13 protein-coding genes are annotated in these 18433 nt (G+C 54.0%); 7 read left to right on the plus strand and 6 right to left on the minus strand.

What is annotated here, in order from left to right; translation table 11 throughout:
- A complete protein-coding gene (locus tag J0A68_RS10765) occupies positions 1 to 729 on the plus strand; it encodes a VIT1/CCC1 transporter family protein (protein ID WP_206578222.1) in 729 nt (242 codons plus the stop codon).
- A gap of 7 nt (positions 730 to 736) precedes the next feature.
- Entirely contained in the window at positions 737 to 1495 is a 759-nt protein-coding gene (locus J0A68_RS10770) for a DUF5995 family protein (RefSeq protein ID WP_206578223.1), read from the plus strand.
- A gap of 57 nt (positions 1496 to 1552) precedes the next feature.
- Here the strand turns inward: J0A68_RS10770 and J0A68_RS10775 are convergent, their stop codons facing one another.
- Both J0A68_RS10775 and J0A68_RS10780 read right to left on the minus strand, forming a co-directional pair.
- Positions 1553 to 2404, minus strand: a complete 852-nt coding sequence (locus J0A68_RS10775; RefSeq protein WP_206578224.1) for an alpha/beta fold hydrolase — start codon at positions 2402 to 2404, stop codon at positions 1553 to 1555.
- 312 nt (positions 2405 to 2716) lie between these two features.
- The gene (locus J0A68_RS10780) at positions 2717 to 3838 is read right to left on the minus strand and encodes a DUF4407 domain-containing protein (RefSeq protein WP_206578225.1); all 1122 of its coding nucleotides are present in this window, start codon (positions 3836 to 3838) and stop codon (positions 2717 to 2719) included.
- A 295-nt stretch (positions 3839 to 4133) separates the two neighbouring features.
- On the opposite strand from J0A68_RS10780, the gene cax reads away from it, so the two are divergent.
- The 5 genes from cax (at position 4134) to J0A68_RS10805 (ending at position 12120) form a co-directional block, all read left to right on the plus strand.
- Complete coding sequence (gene cax / locus J0A68_RS10785; RefSeq protein WP_206578226.1) at positions 4134 to 5243, plus strand: calcium/proton exchanger; 1110 nt, start codon at positions 4134 to 4136, stop codon at positions 5241 to 5243.
- Positions 5244 to 5246: 3 nt separating this feature from the next.
- Entirely contained in the window at positions 5247 to 5909 is a 663-nt protein-coding gene (locus J0A68_RS10790; protein ID WP_206578227.1) for a GDSL-type esterase/lipase family protein, read from the plus strand.
- 393 nt (positions 5910 to 6302) lie between these two features.
- Positions 6303 to 7442 carry an efflux RND transporter periplasmic adaptor subunit gene (locus J0A68_RS10795; protein WP_206578228.1) on the plus strand — a complete coding sequence of 380 codons (1140 nt, stop codon included), beginning with the start codon at positions 6303 to 6305 and terminating at the stop codon, positions 7440 to 7442.
- A gap of 40 nt (positions 7443 to 7482) precedes the next feature.
- Positions 7483 to 10644 (plus strand): efflux RND transporter permease subunit, encoded by a 3162-nt coding sequence (locus J0A68_RS10800; protein WP_206578229.1) that lies wholly within the window; start codon positions 7483 to 7485, stop codon positions 10642 to 10644.
- Positions 10645 to 10734: 90 nt separating this feature from the next.
- Positions 10735 to 12120: an efflux transporter outer membrane subunit gene (locus J0A68_RS10805; protein WP_206578230.1), complete on the plus strand. Its 1386-nt coding sequence runs from the start codon at positions 10735 to 10737 to the stop codon at positions 12118 to 12120.
- A gap of 83 nt (positions 12121 to 12203) precedes the next feature.
- Here the strand turns inward: J0A68_RS10805 and J0A68_RS10810 are convergent, their stop codons facing one another.
- From J0A68_RS10810 to pta, 4 genes are all read right to left on the minus strand, one after another.
- Positions 12204 to 12695, minus strand: a complete 492-nt coding sequence (locus tag J0A68_RS10810; RefSeq protein WP_206578231.1) for a GyrI-like domain-containing protein — start codon at positions 12693 to 12695, stop codon at positions 12204 to 12206.
- A 394-nt stretch (positions 12696 to 13089) separates the two neighbouring features.
- Entirely contained in the window at positions 13090 to 14487 is a 1398-nt protein-coding gene (locus tag J0A68_RS10815) for a TIR domain-containing protein (protein WP_206578232.1), read from the minus strand.
- Between the two features lie 501 nt (positions 14488 to 14988).
- The gene (locus J0A68_RS10820; protein WP_206578233.1) at positions 14989 to 16185 is read right to left on the minus strand and encodes an acetate/propionate family kinase; all 1197 of its coding nucleotides are present in this window, start codon (positions 16183 to 16185) and stop codon (positions 14989 to 14991) included.
- A 117-nt stretch (positions 16186 to 16302) separates the two neighbouring features.
- Entirely contained in the window at positions 16303 to 18399 is a 2097-nt protein-coding gene (gene pta / locus J0A68_RS10825; RefSeq protein ID WP_206578234.1) for a phosphate acetyltransferase, read from the minus strand.
- Between the last annotated feature and the right edge of the window lie 34 nt (positions 18400 to 18433).

An 18433-nucleotide genomic window follows, 5' to 3' on the forward strand; every position in this document is an offset into this window, starting at 1 on the left:
ATGAGCGAAAAAAAAATCCACCAGCAGACAGGTATCCGTTTTGGCAAAATCCAAGAGTACCTGGGCGAATTTGTCTACGGCGGAATAGACGGCTCGGTGACTACCTTCGCCGTGGTTGCCGGGGGATTCGGAGCCAACCTGGACTCTGGCATCCTGATCATCCTAGGCTTCGCAAACCTGCTGGCGGATGGATTTTCCATGTCGGTGGGAGCCTATCTCTCCGCCAAGAGCGAGCGGGACAGCTACACCAAGCACAAAAACATCGAGTACTGGGAAGTGGAAAACCTACCGGAAACGGAGCGTCAGGAGATCGAAGAAATCTACCGGGAAAAGGGATTCGAAGGGCAACTGCTTGACCAGATCGTCGACCACATCTGCTCAGACAAAGACCTTTGGGTTTCGGAGATGATGAAGGGCGAACTGGAAATGATCCCCAATACCAAAAGCCCCTTTGCCACAGGGCTGGCGACTTTGCTGTCCTTTGTGTCGGTGGGCATCATCCCCCTGCTCGTCTATCTCTGGGATTTCTTCTTTCCTACGGACAAAGACATCTTTCTCTGGACCTGTATCTTGACCGGCTTTGCTTTTCTGGTCGTCGGCTGGATGAAAAGCCACGTCAACCAGACCTCGGCCATTCGGAGCATAGCAGAGACCGTGGCCCTCGGGGCCTTGGCCGCGACCGTAGCCTATTTTGTCGGGGATATCCTCGAAGCATTTTTCATCAAATAAAAAACCAATGAACACCATCGATGACGTACTGATCCGCATGGATCAGATAGTGGAGGAATGCAAGGCCAAACAATCCCGAATCGGCTATTTTGCCATCCTCTACCGCCAGGTGACCCGGCGCGTGAAGGACGGTATCTTGGCGGGGGAGTTTGAGGACAATCCCCGGATGGAGGTCTTGGACGTGCTGTTTGCAAAGCGCTTCATCGATGCCTACGATCGCTGGGCTCTGCGGGAGACCTGTACCGAAAGCTGGAGACTGGCCTTCGAGGCCAGCAAAGACTCCAAGCATCTCGTCCTCCAGCACCTCTTCCTGGGCATCAACGCCCACATCAACCTGGATCTGGGCATCGCCGCCTCGGAGACCATGGTGGGCAAAGACCTGATTGGGATCCAGGGCGATTTCAACCGCATCAATGCCCTGCTGGCCGAACTGGTGGATGGGGTGAAGTCAAACATCAGCAAGGTCTCTCCCATTTTTGGCTGGCTGATCCCCCTGGCCAAAGGAAGGGACGAAATGCTCCTCAACTTCTCCATACAGATCGCAAGAAATGGTGCCTGGAAATACGCCGGAGAGTATCATGCCGACCCCAACAAGGAATTCCAGGTTTCCGACCGGGACAAAAACATCGCCGTCCTAGCCAACAAGCTCATCAGCCCCGGCAAGTTTTTGGCATTCATCGTGAAGATCGTCTGCCTACTGGAATGGAAATCCGTGAGCAAAACGATGGATCAGCTGGACGTGGTGGTGGAAAAATCTATCAGTTAATCGAATTTTTAAAACTAAATCCTTGACGGCTCCAATCTCACGCCGGCTCACCAAAATTCAATACACTTGCTCTTTGTAGAAAGCCTCAATATGCTCAATCACTAGACATCGATCGTCCAATGGGATGTTATGCGAGCTTCCTTTTGCTAACACCAATCTTCTATTCTCTCCCGCTTTTACAAACTCCAACTGCGCCGCTTGAAAACGAAGATTTTCTTTAGCAGAGTCGAATGGCCCTGTTTCTGCCATGACGTTCAGAATCGGGACATCTTGCGGCAAAGAATATTTCCCAATACAATTGCTGTTCGCTTCTATTTTCCCTAACAGATGATACAAGCTCAAATAGCCTCCTTCCTCAAAATCTTTGCGATCAAGAGTCTGAAAATAATCCCTAGCGAACCTCTCATCTTCACTTGATGGTATTCTGGGGTCAAAAAAGACGATTGCCTTTACTTGGTCGGGATTTCTAGCCGCAAGCAACCAGTTGTAAAAAGCTCCCAAAGAGTGACCCACTAAAAAATATTCGCTGTCGCCATAGCCCAATGTTGTCAGTCCAACCTCCAGACCTTCTATCTCTTCAAGAATAGAATAGTTTAAGGTATCTAATGTACTTTCCCCAAAACCCGCACGGTCATAAGTAATCACCGTCGCTTCAAGTCGATGATGTAAAGTTTCTGCGATAAAATCCCACTGCGACGCATCTAATCCTCCTCCGGATTCAAAAAGTATTGCAGTTCCATTTCCCTTTAGAATATTGAAATGGAGCTTGTATCCACCAACGTCAATCAGGGTATCAACCGCTTGGGCTTTCGCTTGGATACCAAAAAAAAATACAAAAAAAAGCCACAGTAAAGTGCGTGAAGGATGTGAGAAAACTCCGTTTCTATGGTGGGTCTGGGGTAGCATCATAAAACCTCTATTCTGGAAGAGAAAAACTCGTCTTTCAGATCCTTGCGGCTTTTGCTCTTTCGATCAGTTCTTCATTGAAGAACAAAGTCACCTTGGTATCCATAGCTAAATCATGATATGATTATCCGCTTTTACGCCGGTAGACAGCCGTAACAATCCGAAAGAACGCTAAAATTAGGCTTTGCCCTACTTCGGTCTTCGGTCATCGGTCTTCCGACCTGCCTGAGCAGACAGGCCCGATTGAAGAAGCAAATTCGCCTACTGGCAAGAATGCGGATAGTCAAGATGATAAAATAATCATACGTAAACCACTCAAACCTTCCTCCCCCATTTCTCCTCGATTTCAGCGAGTTCGGCTTCGGTTTGGGCTTTGTTTTTCCGGTTAGTCTTTTCCTTGTTTAGATCCGTGGCGTAGAAGTGGGTGTCTTGAAAATAGCTGACGCGAGCCTCGGATTCGCCCTTGGCCTTTGTCCATTTTTCTCCTTTGAAAAGTTTGACCTTGTCCTCGTGCAGCTCCAGCAGCTCGTCGTAGGGACCCCGCGCCGAGATCAGCTTGACAAAGATCGGAGCCGTCTCGATGGCGATGAAAAGCAGCATGATGAAGACATTGGCCATGGCCATGGCGGAGCTCTCCGTGGTGAGCGCATCCATTGCATCCATTCGTGCCGCCAGTCCGTCAAACCCTTCGATGCCGGGCTGCTGCTTTTCAAATTCCGCCTGGCGTAGCGCCACAAAGGCCCTGATCTGGGCCTCCAGCGTATCCACACGGACTTGGTTTCGCTTTCGCAGCTCATCCAGCGCCAGTTGCGCGGCATCCAGTTGGGCTTCCTTCTTTTTGGCGTTGGTGCCCAGGCCGACTATGCCACTGGTGCCGGAGGTTTTCTCGCCAAAACGCTCCGCATCGTATTCTTTTTGAAGCTGGTCACGGAAAGCCTCCGCGGCCGATACTTCCGCCTTCAGCGAGTCCTTTTTGGCCTCCAGCTCCTGGATTTCGGGAAAGCCCTTCGCGAGGTTGGCTTTGGACTGGGTGATGAATTCTGTCTTTTTCTCGTCCAGCTTCCGGTTGATCTCCCGCTCAAACATCTTCAATTCCAGCGGCTTGGAAATCACCAAGGCAAGCAACACGGCCAAGACCAAACGTGGAATAGCCAGCTTCCATTCCGCCCAGGCATTTTCCCGCTTACGCATACTGGACACGATGAATCGGTCCAGGTTGAAAATCATCAGCCCCCACAGCAGCCCAAAGAAAATCGCGGGAACCAGCGACTGAAACACCGTGTACAGCGCATAGCCTGCCGCGAGGGCGGCGAGCACGCCGGTGAAGAAAACGGTCGCTCCGATACCGATGTATTTGTTGGATTCGGTCGGGGCACGCTTGAGCAGGGCAAAGTTTGCCCCGCCGCAAAACCAGAAAAAACGAGTGAGGTGCTGCATAGCCAGGAAGGTTGAGTGTTGGATCCCAATAGAAAACGCCAAAACAGTTCCAAAAAGATGCACTTCACTCGGGAACTGTCCCTTTCGACCCCAAAATGTGACCAAAAGCCGCTTTTCGGGGGCAGAAAAAGAAATGGCCTCCTTTCCAGCCCTGGGCCAAGCCAATCCGGATTTTTGTCCGAACTGTACATTATCGTGCAGAAATATGCCCGCTCTCCGTCAAAGGTGTCCGTCACATGAGATTCATCATGTTTAATCCAGTAGGAAAGGCCTAGTTTTCAAAAAATCCATCCCCATGTCCCAACAGACCTCTCTCCTTCGGCAGCTCCTAAAGCCGGGAATCCACTGGATGCTGCTCTTCATTCCGATCACGCTGGTGCTGGAATCCGCCCATGCCTCGGCTCCCTACGTATTTTTCTCCGCGGCCCTCTCCATCATTCCCATCGCGCGACTCATCAGCACCTCCACCGAAAACCTCGCCACCTATACCGGCGATGCCGTCGGAGGCCTGATGAACGCGACGTTTGGCAACCTTCCCGAGCTGATCATCGCCTTTGTGGCCCTGAAGGCGGGCCTCTACGACATGGTCCTTGCCTCCCTGGCGGGCGCGATCCTGGCCAACCTGCTGCTGGCCCTGGGCATGTCTTTTCTCATCGGCGGACTCCGATACCACTATCAGGAATACAACTCCACCAGCATCCGCATGTACAGCTCGATGATGATGATTGCGGTGTTGAGCCTGACCGTACCCAGCGCATTCAACCGCTTCTTTGGCAGCACGGGATTCCATGAGTCCGAAAACAACCTGAACCTCTACCTCAGCTGCGCGCTCCTCGCCGCCTACGTGCTTTACCTCGTGTTTATGCTCAAGACCCACCCGGACTTTTTCAAGAGCGAAAGCCCCGGCGGCCACGAGCCGCATGAAAATCCCTGGTCTAAGGCCAAGGCCATCTCCTTGCTGGTTCTGGCCTCGGTGTTTGCGGCATTCATGAGCGAGATCTTGGTAGGAGCGGCGGAGGAGACGGGAGAGGTGATGGGCATGTCCACCATCTTCATCGGGGTGGTGTTTTTGGCCGTGATCGGCGGCGCGGCAGAGAGCATCTCGGCCATCGTGATGGCTGCCAAAAACAAGGTGGACCTGAGTATCGGCATCGCCTTGGGAAGCTCCATCCAGGTTTCCCTTTTCATTGCCCCCCTGCTGGTACTGCTCAGCACCTTTGTCGGCCCGGAGCAGATGAACCTCACCTTCAATCGGGCACTGATCGGGGCACTGTTTCTCGGAGTGATCCTCGCCGCCATGATCGCCAGCGACGGCCGCTCAAACTGGTATAAGGGCGTCCAACTGATTTTGGTGTATTTAATATTGGGAATGATGTTTTACTTTATACCCGAATCAGCCACCTGACACATGAACCCAATCCGACTGAGTGCCCTATTTCTAACTCTCATTTTCCTAGTCTGGGGAAAAAGCCAAGCCCAAGATGTGCCTTTTGAAAAAGAGGTGCGGGAAATCTCCGCCAAGCTGGACAGTGTCGGCTGGCAACAGGGCGGAACGGTATTCACCGGGAGCTCGACCATCCGCATGTGGAAAGACGTCCAGAGCACCTTTCCCAACGCGTCCATCCTCAACACCGGTTTTGGGGGGTCAAAAGCCTCCGACCTCGAAACGCACCTCTTCCCGCTGGTCATCCGTCTGGAGCCCAGCCGCGTATTCATCTACGAAGGTGACAACGACATCTGGGCAGGCGTGCCCGCTGCCGAGATCATGGCCAGCATCCATCGCATCGTCACCCGTCTCCAGCTGATCGACCCAAACATGGAGATCTACCTGATCGGAGCCAAGCCAAGCCCCTCTCGCTGGGAGAAAAAAGCCAACTACGAGATTCTCAACCAAAAACTGTGGGAGTATGGCAAAGCTCAGGAGGGGGTCAGCTTTGTGGATACTTGGAAAGCCCTCACCGATCCGGCCGGAAATCCCCGTCCTGAGCTGTACATCGAGGATCAGCTTCACCTGAACGCCAAAGGATACGAAATCTGGGCATCCATTTTCGCCCCTTACTTCAAAGACTAGCATCCGGCTTCATCCAGATTTTCTTACACAAGCCCCAATCCTTTCCCTTAGCCCCAGTTTCTTTTTGGACACTGCGGCTATCTTTTTTTGACATTTTTTTACCGAAAAAGCCGTAGGCAGACACAAACTACGAATTTCACTACCTACAGGTGCCTGCACACCACAGTGCCGCAATTTCTACCGCCGCTTTTTTCGAATAAAATCCAGTCTCAGACCCTAACCTGATTTTTCTCAGGTTTTTTTTTGGAATAAATACCAACTTTTGGAAGAAGCCTTAAGATTTTGATTTGAATTTTTCCAAACCCCAACACCCTTTTCTACAAATGAGTATTGCCGAATCAAAACGCCAAAACGTTTTGAGAGGAGCCATTACCCAGCCTAATTCCATCCCATATGAAATTTTCCTTTGATTCAAAAAGACCACTTTTGGGTTTACTGTCGCTCGTTTTGCTGCTGCCCTCCTGCAAGGAGGCAGTCGTGACGGAAGCCCCTCCACTCAAGGTCAACGTGGTGACCGCGATCCAAAACGACGTTCCGCTCTACGAGGAATTTGTGGCCCAAGTCTACGGCAAGTCGGACGTGGACATCCGCGCTCGGGTAGAGGGCTGGGTCACCTCGGTGAATTTCAAGGAAGGCTCGGCCGTGAAAAAAGGCCAACTGCTCTACACCATCGACGACATCGAGTACAAAAACCGCATGGACCGCCAGGCCAGTGAGGTCACCCGGGCAAACACCGAGCTGGTGCGTGCCGAAAGCGAGCTGAGCCGGGTACGGCCCCTCACCGAGCTGAACGCCCTGAGCCAAAAAGACCTCGACAATGCCGTGGCCGAATACGAAGCCGCCAAAGCGCATGTCAATGCGACCCAATCTTCCCTGGACAACGCCAAGATCGAGCTCGGCTACACCCGGGTGTACGCGCCCTTTGACGGCATCATCGGCATCTCCAACGTACGCGAGGGAGACTACGTGAGCCGCGTCGGGGGATCTTCCGTATTGGCCACGATATCCAGCGTGGACGGGGTACGGGTAAGGTTCCAGATCAGTGAGCGGGAATACCTCCGCATCGCACAGCTCAGCATGGAGGAGCGTGCCGAGGCCCGCAACAACGTCCAACTGATCCTGGCCGACGGCACCGTGTACAGCGAGATGGGATCGGTCAGCTTTGGGGACAGGGAAATAGACCCATCCACCGGCACCCTGACCCTGGAGGCCTCTTTCCCCAATCCGACTGGCCTGCTCAGACCGGGACTTTTTGTCAAAGCAAGAATATTGATGAGCACCTATCCGGGCGCGGTGATGGTTCCCCAGCGCGCGGTCGCCCAATTGCAACACATCGCCCAAGTATATGTGGTGACGGACTCCAGCTCGCTCCAGGTCACCTCCGTGGAGACAGGGCCAAAAGTCGGCGACGCCTGGATCATCAAAAGCGGGCTCAAGGCCGGCGACCGGGTCGCCATCATCGGCGCTGCCGGGCTGACTGCCGATTCCAAAATCGAGGTGGTGGATCAGAAGTGGCCTGAAGACCAGAAATGATCCCCTCCCATTTTTATCCTAACCTCTATACTCCAGCATTATGAGTGAGTTTTTCATAAGAAGACCCATAGTCGCCATGGTGATATCCATCCTCATGATCATCATGGGATTGATCACCCTGAGCGGCATCCCGATTTCAAAATACCCGGACATTACCCCCCCGATGATCCAGGTCACCACCACTTTCACCGGCGCAAATGCGGTCAACGTGGAGCAAGCCGTAGCCACGCCCATCGAGCAGCAGGTCAACGGTGTGGAAGAGATGCTCTACATGAAGTCCATCAACGGATCCGACGGCTCCCTTACCCTGCAGGTGTCCTTTGAGGTAGGCACAGACCTCGACAACGCGAACATGCTGACGCAAAACCGGGTGTCGCAAGCCAGTGCCAAGATGCCACTGGAAGTGAAAAACTTCGGGGTGACGACCAAAAAATCCCTGGTATTCCCGCTGATGCTGGTATCCCTCTCTTCGCCAAACGCGACCTACGACGGGCTTTTCCTCAACAACTACGCAAACATCAACATCGTCGACCAGCTCAAGCGGATCAGGGGCGTGGGCGACGTGTTCCTCTTTGGCGGAGCCGATTACTCCATGAGAATCTGGCTCGACCCCGACCTGCTGACCAAACTGGACCTGACCGTCAACGACGTCTCCAATGCGGTAAAAAAACAAAACGCCATCGCCCCAGGGGGTAAATTTGGCGCGCCGCCCACCCCATCAGGAGTGGAATACACCTACACGGTGACACTGCAGGAGCGCTTGGTGACCGAGGAGGAATTTGGAAACATCATCGTCAAATCCGACGAAAAAGGCTCCATCGTCCGGCTCAAGGACATCGCTCGACTGGAACTCGGCCTGGACAACTACAACTCCACCAGCCGACTCAACACCAAACCCGCCGCATCCATTGTGGTGTACCAGATCCCCGGCTCAAACGCACTGGAAGTCTCTGAGGCGGTGCAGTCCGCGATGCTCGGACTGGAATCCTACTTTCCCGAAGACCTGACCTACGACATTTCCCTCAATACCACCCGAGCCATCTCGGTAGGTATCGAGGAGATCGTGCATACCCTGTTCGAAGCCGTCGCCCTGGTGATCATCGTAGTATTCCTTTTCCTCCAGGACTGGAGAGCCACGCTGATTCCATTGCTCACCGTACCGGTATCGCTCTTGGGTACCTTCATCGTGTTCCCCATGCTGGGATTCTCGGTAAACGTGCTTTCCCTCTTGGGACTGGTACTCGCGATCGGTCTGGTGGTCGATGACGCCATCGTGGTGGTCGAGGCAGTCATGCACAACATCGAGCATGGCATGAAGCCGAAGGAAGCCACGCAAAAAGCCATGAAAGAAGTGGGTGGCCCAGTAGTGGCCATCGCCCTGATCCTGGCGGCGGTGTTTGTGCCGGTGGCTTTTGCCGGAGGCATCACCGGACGACTCTACCAGCAGTTTGCGATCACCATTGCGATCTCGGTATTGTTTTCCGCCTTCAACGCACTCACGCTGAGCCCCGCCCTTTCGGCCATCATCCTGAAACCAAAAAGCGAGTCAAAGGGCCTTCTGCAGCGCTTCTTCAATGCTTTCAACCGGGGCTTTGACAAGTTTACCCTCGGCTACACCGGCGTAGCGGGAGCTGTGGCCAAAAAATCCATCCGATCTGTGATCATCATCGGCTTCGTGGTCGGCGGCATATTCCTGCTCAACGGCGGCATCCCTGGAGGCTTCGTTCCGGAAGAGGACGAAGGCTACTTCCTGATCAACATGCAGCTTCCGGATGCAGCTTCGATGGAAAGGACCGATGAGGTCGCCCAAAAGATCGAAGCCATCCTTGGCCAGCATGAGGAAATCCAGTACTCCACCATGATCCTCGGCTACAGCTTGCTCACCACAACCTACTCGACCAACACGGCCTTCGTCTTCGTGTCGCTGAAGCCGTGGGAAGAGCGTACCAAAACCGCCAAACAGCTGATCGCCGAGACCAACATGGCATTCCGCCAGTCGATCACCGAGGCCACGGCGATTGCCTTTGGGCCTCCGCCCATCGAGGGTCTGGGGACCTCCGCAGGCTTTACCCTGCAGCTCCAAGACCGATCCGGCAACAGTCCGGAGTACCTGGACCAGCAGGCCCAGGCCTTCATGGCCGAGGCCCGCAAAAGACCCGAGATCGGAAACATCTTCACGCTCTACCGATCCAATGTGCCCCAAAAGCGCATCCACATCGACTATGACAAGGCGGAGAAAATGGGAATTGACCTCTCTGAGATCACCAGCACGGTATCGACCTATCTCGGCAGCTCCTATGTCAACGACTTCAACCGCTTTGGACGGCAGTACAAGGTCTTCGTCCAGGCTGAGGGCGAAAACCGGCTAGACCAAGACGACATGGCCAGCTACTATGTGCGCAGCAAAAGCGGCGAGATCGTCCCACTCAGCACCCTGGCCCAGGTGGACGACATCTCCGGCCCATCCTATACCAACCGATTCAACATGTATCGGGCAGCGGAGATATCCGGCGCGCCCAAAGATGGCTACAGCTCCGCAGACGCCCTCAAGGCGCTGGAGGAGGTCGCCTCCACCATGCCCAAGGAAATCGGCATGGCCTTCAGCAACATGTCCTATCAGGAAAAAGCGGCCGAGGGAACCGGCGGCACCATGTTCCTCATGGCCTTGGTCTTCGTGTTCCTGATCTTGGCCGCGCAATATGAAAGCTGGACACTGCCCTTCTCCGTACTTCTCGGCGTTCCGGCGGCGGTGTTTGGGGCATTTTTGGGACTCTGGCTCGGCGGGCTCTGGAGCGTGAGCTATGTAAACAACGTCTTCGCGCAGATCGGCTTGGTGATGCTGATTGGCTTGACTGCCAAAAACGCCATCCTGATCGTGGAATTTGCCAAAATGCTGCATGAAGAACAGGGCAAATCCCTGTACGAGGCCGCCTTGGAATCGGCCAAGCTGAGACTAAGGCCCATCCTCATGACTTCTTTTGCTTTCATGCTGGGCGTGGTACCCCTCCTCACCGCCAGCGGCGCTGGCGCGGAGGCCAGGAAGGTCATGGGCATGGCCGTATTCAGCGGGACGCTCATTGCCACCATCATCGGTGTGATCGTGGTCCCAGGACTCTACGTCCTCATCGAAAACCTGGTGAAGAAAAAGAAAACCGATCCACCGGCCTCAGCTACTGTTTCACCTTCAGAACCGACTCATTGATATGAAATCGAGCATAAATCAGTTGACTACAAAAGGGATGATTCTTGCCCATGCGAGATTCCATGTGTCCATCAAAATCTATCCAAACACATGAAAAACCTGATCATAGCGATATTCATCTTGTTGGTGGCGGCAGGTTGTGCCGTGGGGCCAAAATACTCCCGACCTGAAACGGTCGAAACCCGGACTCCGGAGGGATATTTCCAAAACGGAGACGAAACCGACTCGATCACCAACCTGGCCTGGTGGGACGTCTATCAGGACACCGTCCTCCAGTCCCTGATCCAAAATGCGGTGGACTCCAACCTCAACCTGCTGACCGCCATGGCGCGGGTAGAGGAAGCCCAGGCCATCCTCGGCTACAATAAAGCCAACATGGGGCCAGCCATAGGCTACGGAGCCGCAGCAAGGGCGACAGACTTCCGGGAGCGTGCCCAAGAGGCAGGAGTGGGCTTCAACACCAATTCCTACTCCGTATTGGGAAACATATCCTGGGAGATCGACATCTGGGGCAAGCTACGCCATGCCAATCGCGCGGCCTATGCCGAGCTCTTGGCTTCGGAGGAAAACCGAAAGTCCATCTACATCAGCCTCGTGGCGCAGATCGCCGAGCTGTACTTCAACCTCAGAGGATTGGACGACCGGCTCAGGATCACCGAGCGCACCTACCAGACCCGTCTGGAATACCTCCGCATCATCGAGTTGCGGTTTGACAAAGGCGAGGTATCGGAGCTGGACAAGCTGCAGGCGGAGCAGATCGCCGCGGATGCCAAGGCGGAAATGTACACCCTGGAGCGTGAGATCATTTTTGTCGAAAATGCCATAGGAATCCTCACCGGCAAGACTTATTCGCCCATCGTGCGGGGACTGCGAAACGATCAGCAGATGCTGCCGCTGGAGATCCCTACCGGCCTACCATCCGAGTTGCTCGAAAGAAGACCCGACATCCTTCAGGCAGAGCAGCTATTGGTGGCGCAGACCGAGCGGATCGGCGTGGCAGTGGCCATGCGCTTTCCTTCACTCAGCCTGACCGGCTTCTTTGGAGTCGCCAGCCCGGACATCTCCAAGCTCTTTGTCCCCAATGCAGTCCTCGGCTCTGTCACCGGACAGCTAGCCGGACCGCTTTTCCAATTTGGCCAAAACAAACGTAGGGTGGAAGCCGAGCGCGCCCGCGCCAAGCAATACGCCTACAATTACGAGCAGACCATCTTGGAGGCTTTTGCAGAGGTAGAAAACTCCCTGGCCGAGATACGCACCTACACCAACGAGTACGAGGCCCGCATGACGCAGGTCGCCGCGACGCAAAAATCCCTTATGCTTTCCAAGGCACTCTACGACAACGGCTACACTTCATTCCTTCAGGTCTTGGATGCAGAGCGGGAGCTTTACTACTCCGAGTTTGAAAAATCCCTGGCCCTGGAAAACCAGCTGATTTCCTCCGTGAGGCTGTATAAGGCGCTCGGAGGAGGCTGGTAAAAAACTTACAGAAAACAAAAGGGCTGAAAATCGGTTTTTCAGCCCTTTTTTGCATTCATGGGTGTAGCAAATCCAGCCCCTCCCTATTTGGACCGGACGGGAATCCATATTTCCTCTTCGGAATCCAGATCGTCGTTTTTGTATTTTTCTCCCAACACCTCAAAATGGGGCCGCTCATCAAGCACGTAACCCGAACTGGGTAGCCATTGGGTGAAAATGTATTGGAAAATACTCGTGTCACGGCTCGATCCCCGGTAGTCAAACACCGCATAGCGCCCTCCCGGCAATACAAATGTCTCCATCCCGGCCGGGACGCCTGCAAAATCGGACACCTCCACCGCCGCCCATTTTTCAAAGGAAGTCGCTGGGTCAAATTGAGCGAAATAAGAGGCCGGATAAAGCTGCATGGAAATCAAATCCCTACTGAGCGCATGCGCAACCTCATCTCTCCTAGGCATGAAGGCCCGCCAAAGTTCCGCGGTCCGGTTGTTTGTCAAGCTGAGGCTCAGCCTGCTGCCCACCAGCTTCTTTTCGGTCAGGGTTTCTATTCTTGGACTGGAGAAGTTCTTCTGCATATTTTTTTCTTACGATTGGGAACGGCTTACGCGGCATCGGCAGGCATCCTACCTGGTGTAATGTTACCTGTTAATTGGCGTTTTACGACCTTTCCAATAGGCAGGTATTCAAGAGGCAACATAACGCCAGGTCTCCGTCCACCGCAAAAAAGCGAAGCTTTTTACTTTGCGCCCTTGAAATGGCCTGGGAAAAGGAAATCTAGGAGAGGGGTTCCTGTGGCACACGAGACAAGGTTTTTTCTTCTCTTTGTGGCCTCCTATGTTAAAAAGGATGTCCGGCAGAAGGGAATTCCGTTCGGTGGGGACACCGACCGGGTAGGAAACTTCCTGCCTCCGGTCGGCAAATAGTCAAAAGGCCATTTCGAAGTTAACATAACGCTAGTTCCCCAAGAGGTCAAGCCTCAAGGGTTTCGTCGTCCATGATATCGATCAGCTGCTCGACCATTGTAGCCAAAACCTCCCTTTGTCTTTCACTGTCCAGCTCCTCGAAGGGTTCATCTGGATTGTTCACAAAATGGATTTCCCGAAGCGGATTTTCATGGGCCGCCAAGCGAGAAATGGCGATCGGAAAGATCCTGACCTTCTGCTTTCGCGCTTCGTCCATGAAGTAGTTTAGCTCATTGGTGGTGATATAGCTTGAATCGAGGAAATTTCGGCTGACCAAGCAAATGGCGACCTTGGTCTGCGAAAGTGCATTTTTTATCGCAGTATGCCAGTAGGTACCGGGCATGATCTCCTGGTCGTCCCAGACTTTGATGCCATGAAAGGCCTCCACCGGGGCGAGCATCAGCTGCAGCTTGTCAAACCACTCCTTGTCCTTGTGACTGTAGCTGATGAACACCTGATGTCGACCGCTGGTTTCCCTGCTGAATTGCTTCATCAGGGCGATGTTTCGCTCCCTTGCCAGGTCAAAGCCCACCGCGCTGGTGCTGGCAGGCGCGATGTTTTCCACTCGGATAAACTTGCGAAGATCTCCCTGACACAGCTCCAGCATGCGCTCCATCTCCTTTTCTCCCGAGAGGATCAGGGCTTGGATGCGTTCGCGGGAAATCGAAAAATCCTCTGCCTCCTGATCACCGCAATTGATCTCCACCACGATGCTGGATGGCATCTGCTGTAGGCTGAAGGAGTCGTTGGCCGCGGCGGCGGACTGGATCATGGACTGGATAAAATTCGAAAAGTTGCTCAATCTCCCTTTGAGCAGGGTATTGGTCTTCAGCACCACCACAGGTTTGCCCTGGCTCTCCGCAGCAGCCACCCAGCCCGGACTGTCCGAGGCCACTCCCCCATCCACGAGCAGCATGTCGTCTTGGCTGATCGGGGCAAACAGCGGAGGGATAGCCGTGGCAATAGCCAAAACCTTGGAAGCCTTCCAGTAGGGATGGGTCTCCCTGTTGATGCTCAAAAGCTGCTGCCGGTTCAAGTCCAAAGCCAGCGTACTGTAAGGGATCGGCAGGCTGGACAGATTCATGTCTTTTCCTCCAAAATCCCTCAGCAAGGCTTCGTAGTCAGGATGGTGATAGATAGCAAACGGATAGCGAAACACCGCAAAAAGATTGCTCCAGACCCTTTTTCTCAGGTATTTCCGCATAGGGTTGTGAAGCACTTTTTCCTCGATCTCCGCAGGGGACATCCCCATGCAAATCAACATCCCGATGACGGACCCCATGCTGCTCGCCGACACACCGCTGACCCGATATCCAGCCTTTGCCAGTGCCTTGTAGGCACCAATGTAGCTGAAGCACCTTACCCCTCCGCTGCTGCACAGCAGATGAACGTCCTTGCTAGACATGGCTAGGGGCTTTTTTTTGTTCCAAACCCAAGGCGACAGCAATTAGTCTAGCCTTGGCCGATTCCCCATCTTTTGAAAAACACACTGCCAGATCCCTCATGTTATTTTGGTTTATTGTTGTTTTGGTCTATTGTTTCTAAAAATCCAGAAAGGAAAAGCTGCCTAAAGACCTGCTTTTACCTGCATCAGATCTGTTCAACTGCCTCGCAAGGCCGATTGAAAAGTTGGCTTCTCCCGAGTCAATCCTGTCGAAAGTGGTGGGCACGGGGCCCCTTCAGCGACTTGGGACTTGGTTCGATCAAAAACTGAAGCCTCGCCAGCAAACCTTATTTTGACGCTCCCGCCACAAACGGAAGACTAGGGTCGGCTTGAAAGTGTATTGATTGTTTGGCAGGTTCAAAGTAGCTTTTTTAAAACTAAATAAAAAGCAACCCAACAAATTAATCCTTCAAAAAATAAAAGAGACCTGTTTCCCCGGAAAACACAAGAATTTGCCCTTGGCTAGGCTAGCAAGTCATAGCACTGCTTGGCTATCTCGAGTTCTTCGTTTGTCGGGACGACCAGCACCTTTACCGGCGAGCCTTCTTGGTTGATTTCCCTGAGTCCTTTGCCCGGTTCGGCATTTTTGGCGGCATCCAGCTTGATTCCCAAAAAGTCCATGTCCGCGCAGGCGAGCGTACGGGTCAGCGCGTCGTTTTCCCCCACTCCGGCAGTGAATACAATCGCATCCAAGCCATTTAGCACCGCCGCATAGGCACCGATGAATTTACGGATATGGTAGGCATACATCTGGTAGGCCAAGATTGCCGCCTTTTCCCCAGCCTCGTAGCGCGCCCGGATGTCCCGCATGTCGCTAAAGCCGGTGAGGCCGAGCATCCCGCTTTTCTTGTTCAGCACGGTATTCACCTCATCCAGCGAGTAGCCAAGCTGCTGGACCAGGTGAAAGATCACCGACTGGTCCACGTCTCCCACGCGGGTTCCCATGATCAGCCCATTCATCGGGCCAAGTCCCATGCTCGTGTCCACGCATCGTCCCTCCTTCACTGCAGCCATACTACAGCCATTGCCTAGGTGAATGGTGATGAGTTTGGGACCTTTTTTAGCCAGATATTCGGCAGCACGCTCGGACACGTACTTGTGGCTGGTCCCGTGAAAGCCATAGCTGCGAATTTTGTGCTTTTCGTAGTATTCGTTTGGGATCGCCATGCGGAAAGCCACAGCGGGCATAGTCTGGTGGAAAGCGGTATCAAACACCACGACCTGCTTTGCCTGGGCAAAAATCTTCTCCGCCACTTCGATTCCGAGAAAATTGGCGGGATTGTGCAAAGGGGCAAGCGGAAAAAGCTCCTGGATCATGGCCTTGGCCTCCTCGGTGATCAGCTGGGTCTGCGAAAACTTTTCTCCCCCATGCACCACTCGATGCCCCACCACATGTACCTGGCTGGGATCGGAAATCACCCCCACCTCTGGATCAGTCAGAAAAGCCGCCACCGCCCTCAAGCCCTCGGCATGCCCGGGGACGGGAAGGTTTTCCTCCCTCGACTTCAAGCCTTCGGGAAGAAAAGCCCGGTATTCGACCTTGGACTCCTCGAGCCCTATGCGATCTACCATGCCGGAGCAGATCACCCGGGCTGCGGGCATGGAGATCAGCTGGTATTTGATCGAGCTGCTGCCGGAATTGATGACAAAGACATTCATGGCTGAGAAGATGGAAGACAGAAAACAGAAGACAGAAGAAAAGACCCGTGCATGAGGCTGGATCCTCGTAAATCGAAATTCATAAATCTTAAATTTTTAGACAGAAAACAACAGTTGTCAGCCCCCTGACTCTTGGGCCTGGATGGCAGTGATGACTACGGTATTGAAGATGTCGGCGACGGTACAGCCTCGGCTCAGGTCGTTGACCGGCTTGTTGAGCCCCTGGAGCATGGGGCCTATGGCCAAAGCGCCGGTTTCCCGCTGCACCGCCTTGTAGGTATTGTTTCCGGTATTGAGATCAGGGAAAATCAGCACGCTGGCCTGCCCCGCCACCTGGGAGTCGGGCATCTTCTTTTTGCCCACGGCGGGATCTACCGCTGCGTCATACTGGATCGGACCCTCCACCGCCAGGTCTGGCCGACGCTCGCGGACGAGTTCGGTCGCCTTTCGGACTTTGTCCACATCTTCCCCGGCGCCCGACGAGCCCGAAGAGTAGGACAACATCGCCACTTTTGGCTCGATGCCCAGCATCCGGGCCGACTCCGCCGAGGAGATGGCAATGTCAGCCAGCTGCTCCGAGGTGGGATTGGGATTGACAGCGCAGTCTCCAAAGACAGAAACCCGATTGGGCAGGCACATGAAAAAGACCGAAGAGACCGTCGCCACACCGGCTTTGGTCTTCACAAACTGCAAGGCAGGACGTATGGTATGCTGCGTGGTATGGACTGCGCCGGATACCATGCCGTCCGCCTCTCCCCGGTACACCATCATGGTACCAAAATAGGAAACGTCATGCATCAGGTCCCGGGCCATGTCCAGGGTCACCCCCTTGCTCTTCCTCAACTCGTACAGAAGCTGCGCATAGTCCTCCAGTCGGCTGGAGGTCTCCGGATTTTCTATCGTCACCTTATCCAAATCCAAGGATAAGTTTAGCCGCTTGATCGCCGTCTCGATGGATTCCCGCAATCCCAAAATGGTCAGGTCGACCACATTTTGCCGGATGAGCATATCCGCGGCGATCAAGATCCTGTCATCGTCGCCCTCGGGCAGGACGATGTGTTTTTTGAGCGCCTTGGCGCGCTTCACCAGCTGGTACTGGAACATCCGCGGAGTCAGCGTATCCGACTTGAAAGCGATGATCCTATCGGCGAGGGCTTTTTCATCCACCCACCTTTCAAACAGGCGTATGGCAATGGAAATCTTTTCCTCATCTCCCGGAGCGATCCTCGCCCGGATGAGGTTCACCTCCGTCACTGCCTGGAATGTACCCATCTCCACCTCCAGGATAGGCACTATGGTCTCCAGCCCCTCCACCATCTTGAGGATGGAAGCCTCGGGCGGAATCCCTCCCGACACGATGATGCCGGCGACCTTGCCAAAACTCCTGGACACATTTGCCTGCAGCGCGCCGATGATCAGATCCCCCCTGTCCCCCGGCGTGACCACCAAGGTGTTTTGCCCCAAGCGGTTCAGAAAATTCGGCAACTGCATCGCCCCGACGATGGCGTGGTCGACCCGGTTGGTCAGGAGGTTTTCGCCAAAAAGCTGTTTAGCGCCCAAAGACTCCCTGATCTCCCCCATGGTGGGGTTGCTCAGCTCCAGCAACATGGGTATGGTCGTGACCAGGGTTTCCTTGGGGATGATGGCTTTCAGCCGCTTTTCGATCTCCTCGGCCTTACCCTCTTCCACCTTGTTGGCCACCAGCACCAGCACCTGCACGCCCCGGCTCAGGAATCCCTTCACCGTGGCCAGTGCCTGGTCGACGATTTCCGCGACAGTCCTCCTGGAGCAGTTTAGGATGATGGCTGCCGGGATTCCCAGGTTTTTGGCGATCGCGATATTGCCGTCAAACTCGACATTGGTCGTGGAGTCGATGAAATCCGTGCCCTCGACCACCACAAAGTCGGAACTCTCCTGCAGGCGCTGAAACTTCTCAATGATCGAGTCGATCAGGAAGGACTCGTTGCCGTTGTTGATCTCTTTGATGGCCTTCTTTCTGGAAAAGACATACATGTCTTCATAGGACTGGGAGAGCTTAAACTGGCTTTTGATCAAGTCCAGACGCCGGTCTTTGTCCTTTTTGCCTCCCGCGATGATCGGCTTGAAATAGGCGAGCTTGTCGGTCTTTGCCGCGAGCAGGCTCATGAGGCCCAGTGCGAAAATCGACTTGCCGGAAAAAGGCTCCGTGGTGGTGAGGTAGATGGCGTTTGTCATAGCTAATGGAAGGGACTCCCGTAAAAATTCCGTC

The organism is Algoriphagus oliviformis (genome assembly GCF_017254915.1).
In the GTDB taxonomy this organism is placed as follows: Bacteria; Bacteroidota; Bacteroidia; order Cytophagales; family Cyclobacteriaceae; genus Algoriphagus; species Algoriphagus oliviformis.

Coding starts and splice junctions, on each gene's coding strand:
- J0A68_RS10765 (WP_206578222.1), top strand. CDS start 1: ATGAGCGAAAAAAAAATCCACCAGCAGACAGGTATCCGTTTTGGCAAA.
- J0A68_RS10770 (WP_206578223.1), top strand. CDS start 737: ATGAACACCATCGATGACGTACTGATCCGCATGGATCAGATAGTGGAG.
- J0A68_RS10775 (WP_206578224.1), bottom strand. CDS start 2,404: ATGATGCTACCCCAGACCCACCATAGAAACGGAGTTTTCTCACATCCT.
- J0A68_RS10780 (WP_206578225.1), bottom strand. CDS start 3,838: ATGCAGCACCTCACTCGTTTTTTCTGGTTTTGCGGCGGGGCAAACTTT.
- cax (WP_206578226.1), top strand. CDS start 4,134: ATGTCCCAACAGACCTCTCTCCTTCGGCAGCTCCTAAAGCCGGGAATC.
- J0A68_RS10790 (WP_206578227.1), top strand. CDS start 5,247: ATGAACCCAATCCGACTGAGTGCCCTATTTCTAACTCTCATTTTCCTA.
- J0A68_RS10795 (WP_206578228.1), top strand. CDS start 6,303: ATGAAATTTTCCTTTGATTCAAAAAGACCACTTTTGGGTTTACTGTCG.
- J0A68_RS10800 (WP_206578229.1), top strand. CDS start 7,483: ATGAGTGAGTTTTTCATAAGAAGACCCATAGTCGCCATGGTGATATCC.
- J0A68_RS10805 (WP_206578230.1), top strand. CDS start 10,735: ATGAAAAACCTGATCATAGCGATATTCATCTTGTTGGTGGCGGCAGGT.
- J0A68_RS10810 (WP_206578231.1), bottom strand. CDS start 12,695: ATGCAGAAGAACTTCTCCAGTCCAAGAATAGAAACCCTGACCGAAAAG.
- J0A68_RS10815 (WP_206578232.1), bottom strand. CDS start 14,487: ATGTCTAGCAAGGACGTTCATCTGCTGTGCAGCAGCGGAGGGGTAAGG.
- J0A68_RS10820 (WP_206578233.1), bottom strand. CDS start 16,185: ATGAATGTCTTTGTCATCAATTCCGGCAGCAGCTCGATCAAATACCAG.
- pta (WP_206578234.1), bottom strand. CDS start 18,399: ATGACAAACGCCATCTACCTCACCACCACGGAGCCTTTTTCCGGCAAG.